Consider the following 3,484-nt stretch of genomic DNA (forward strand, 5'->3'; position numbering starts at 1 on the left):
AACCATCCGGCAGAGCTTTTGGCTGAATCTCTTAATGGCCTACTAGTGCGGTGGGGTGGTAAAAGAATTCCGAGAAGGTGGTAAAAAAAGTCCGTGCAGACGGTAAACTTACACCGATTTATGCAATGACCAGAGGATTCCAGAAGAGTACTGCCTGGCGCAGGGCTGGGAACTGCTAGATAAAGAAGAAAAAGAAATCTGGTACCAGCGCTCCCTCCACCATACAGATTCCATTCTCCAGCAAATCTATCAGGAAGGCCAGAACCGTTTGCAGCTGCAAGCCCTGGTCTATTTCTCCGACCACGGGGAAGACCTAGAACTGACCCATACGGCTTCCCCCTTCAAATTCAATATGGTGCGGATTCCCCTGTGGATCTACCTATCCCCCAGTTACCAGGCAGCCTACCCGGAAACCGTGAAAGTCCTTCGCCAGCATGAGTCAGCAATATTTACCAATGACCTGGTGTTTGATACGATGTCCGGCCTGCTCCAAGCCCCTTCCAATTTCTACGATGCCCGTCATGACCTGACCCAGCCGGATTACCAGCTGACCCAGGACAATGCCCTCACCCTCCACGGGAAAAAGAAAATCAGTGAAGAATAGAAAATCCGAGCCGCAAAGGTTTATGCCTCTGCAGCTCGGATTTTCATTTGTATTTAGAGTTTATAGCGCAGCTTCAGCCAGGCATACCAAGCCATTCCCCAAAGATAATCGGAGAAGCTGTCCTTTTTCCGGAACTTGGCCCATTGCTTGAAATCATGATAGTTTTCCGGTTTCTTGATGGGCAAAGTATTGGTCAGGGTTTCCCAGGGGGACAGGGCGTTGTACTTCCGCCACTGGGCATCAAAGGGGGCCAGCACCATCTGCCAGGGCTTCCGGCGGCCGGTCCAGTGGATGATCACTCCATGGCCCTGGTCGTCTTCCCCGCCGCCAAATTCATTGTACTCCGGCGGCAGAAACAGGTTGGTGCCGTCAAAGGTCAGGTTCAGCACATCCTGGCTTTGCCCCAGGAACCGTTCCCGGGGTTCCTTCTGGAAGGAGAAAGCCTTTTCCGTAATCCCCTGCTTCTCCCATTCCGGAATATTCACCAGCATAATCCCATCATTAAAGTACTTGCCGTTCTTGAGCTTCAGATAGCCGCCCCGGTAGGCTGCATCCTTGGGCCGTTCCGATACAGCGCCCATGGCATAGCCTGTCATATCCAAAGTAAAAAGCGGCGCCAGGGAGGCCGCCACCATGGTATCCGCGTCCAAGTACAGGAACCGGTCCGTCAGGCTCTTCAGGACCTTGGGCATATACAGCCGCCCATAGGTAATCCGGGAGAACCGGGCCACCTTCACATGAAAGTCCTGGAAGGGTTCCATATGAAGTTCGTACAGTACGCAGCGGCAGTGCCACTGCTTAGCCAGCTGCTGGACCTTGTCCCGGTTTTCCGGACTGTACCCATCAGTAAACAGGTGGAACACCAGCGGCTGGTCCGGGTTGTTTTCCAGAACGGAAACCACCGAGGCTCCCATAATGGAAAAGAACGGATCATTGACATTATACGCAATGTGCCAGGGAGTTTTGGCAGCGGCTTCCAAAAAATCGAAGTCTTCCTTCTTGGCAATGAAATGGTCCAATGCAAAAAAGCCTGACTCAAATGTTTTCATGATTTTTCAAATACGCTTTCTATGGCCTGTTGGACCATGGGTAATGTAATGGCGTCTACGCAGTCCGTTTTGGAACAATGGTTGGGACCTACGCAAACGTATTTTCCCGAACAGGGAAGGTGCCCGCTGACGCCCAGGGAATGCAGCCCTGGAGCCTGATAGATCACCGGGGAATTGTGGGTAAAGAGCGTAATTACAGGACAGCCTGCCACTCCGCCCACATGGGCCGTTCCCGTATCCAGGCTCAGCAGCAGATCCATTTTGGATAACAAGCCTGCCAACTGGGGAAAAGAGGATTTTCCCACCAAATCCACCACTTGTTCCTGCCGGGAAATTCCCTTGAGAATGGTCTTGGCTTTGGCTTCATGGCTGGAAACACCTGTAATATATACTACTGCCTGATACTTGTCAATTAGCCAATTACATATCTGGCTGAACTTTTTTGCCGGCCAATCCTTGGACGGACTGCTGGACTGGATGCACAGGGCCACCCGCTTGCTCCCTGGCTGCTGGGTCAGCAGCGCCCTGCACCAGTCCTCTACCTCCTGGGAAAAAGGCTTAAAATGGGCGCAGGCATACTGGGTATCTGGGTCCTGGAAAAACAGCCGCAGCATTTGCTGGAAGTTCACCGCCATACTGTGGTCCTGAAAGTTCCACCCAGCCGGCAGGGGCAGGTCCTGGGTATAAAACAGCTTTTCCCAGCCCAGTTCCCAGCCCAGCCCCCGCTCCAGGCTCAGCCGTTCCGGCATTCGGGCTATCCATTTCATCAGGGTTACCCGTTCCCGGGGGTCCAGGGAAATCCCCAAGTCGAAACCTTCCCGGCCCAGCTTTTTTCCCAGCCGGTACACATCCCGGTACCCCCCGCCGCTTTGATAGCCGTAGGGAATTACCCGATCCACCCCTTCCAGCATTTCCGCCACAAAAGCCAATTCCTTTTTGGCCAGGTAGACAATCTGGGCATGGGGGCAGTGCTTGCGCAGGACGGGCAGCACCGAGGCGGTCATCAGCATATCCCCCATGTGCATAATCCCATCCAAAAAGATTTTATGGTACGTCATTCCGGCTTTACTTCCTTATCATAATAAAATTCTTGAATATGATGCCAAAGCCGTTTGGCCTGCATCACCATTTTTTCCCGGCCGGACATGGTCCGGTAAAAATTTTTCATTCTCTTCCGCTTCATTTTTTTCAAATACTTACGGTCTTTTTGGGCACGCGGTGCAATACGGTCAATCACCGAATTGCTATCGTTTTCTTCATGAATTGTGACTAAATCTTCTTCTGTGCAAAATATATCCAGTAGGTTTAATTTTTTATACTGAGCCCATGCATCTATTTCCATACGAGGAAAAGTATGAAGGCGAAGCATATTTTCTGCTGCTTTTCGATTGATTGCGTATCCATATCCACCGGAGCCAGCTAAACAGTGACGAATGAACGGTTTTCCAGCTCTTTTCACTCTTGTTTTGGTATGAGCAATCACTTTGTGCAGCAAGAAAACTATAGGCTCTGGATGATTATCCAAAAAATGCATCAAATCCGATAAATCTCTAAAAAATTCGGCATTAAGATATGCATCATCCTCAAACACAAAAACATAGGGTTCCTGAGACTCCAATAATTTTCTGTAGATACCCAAATGGGGAAGCGTACAACCTACTTCACCCAGACTCATGATTCCTGTATCCACATGTAATTTTTCTAGGGTCAGTTGTAAAATGAACTTGAACAGTTAATCAAAAAATAAAAATCCATAGTGAAGCCTCATGCTAAAATGGTTTTGCGAGAAATCATCAACAAAGGAGCAATCACGATGGATCACATCCATTCT

At 49.9% G+C, this 3,484-nt stretch carries 4 protein-coding genes; 1 reads left to right on the plus strand and 3 read right to left on the minus strand.

Annotation, left to right across the window (positions count from 1 at the left end; all coding sequences use genetic code 11):
- Window positions 1–268: 268 nt before the first annotated feature.
- Window positions 269–604 (plus strand): alkaline phosphatase family protein, encoded by a 336-nt coding sequence (locus tag C7E10_RS11805; RefSeq protein ID WP_105327515.1) that lies wholly within the window; start codon window positions 269–271, stop codon window positions 602–604.
- A 53-nt stretch (window positions 605–657) separates the two neighbouring features.
- Here the strand turns inward: C7E10_RS11805 and C7E10_RS11810 are convergent, their stop codons facing one another.
- Genes C7E10_RS11810 through C7E10_RS11820 form a run of 3 tightly spaced genes read right to left on the minus strand, consistent with a single transcriptional unit; the run spans window position 658 to window position 3,343 of the window.
- Complete coding sequence (locus C7E10_RS11810) at window positions 658–1,653, minus strand: glycosyltransferase family 8 protein (protein ID WP_105327516.1); 996 nt, start codon at window positions 1,651–1,653, stop codon at window positions 658–660.
- The gene (locus C7E10_RS11815; protein WP_105327517.1) at window positions 1,650–2,711 is read right to left on the minus strand and encodes a glycosyltransferase family 9 protein; all 1,062 of its coding nucleotides are present in this window, start codon (window positions 2,709–2,711) and stop codon (window positions 1,650–1,652) included. The genes C7E10_RS11810 and C7E10_RS11815 overlap by 4 nt, the downstream gene beginning before the upstream one ends.
- The gene (locus C7E10_RS11820) at window positions 2,708–3,343 is read right to left on the minus strand and encodes a glycosyltransferase family 25 protein (protein WP_160101909.1); all 636 of its coding nucleotides are present in this window, start codon (window positions 3,341–3,343) and stop codon (window positions 2,708–2,710) included. The genes C7E10_RS11815 and C7E10_RS11820 overlap by 4 nt, the downstream gene beginning before the upstream one ends.
- Window positions 3,344–3,484 lie beyond the last annotated feature (141 nt).

The sequence above is a fragment of the Acidaminococcus hominis genome, from assembly GCF_900291475.1.
Classification (GTDB): Bacteria; Bacillota; Negativicutes; order Acidaminococcales; family Acidaminococcaceae; genus Acidaminococcus; species Acidaminococcus hominis.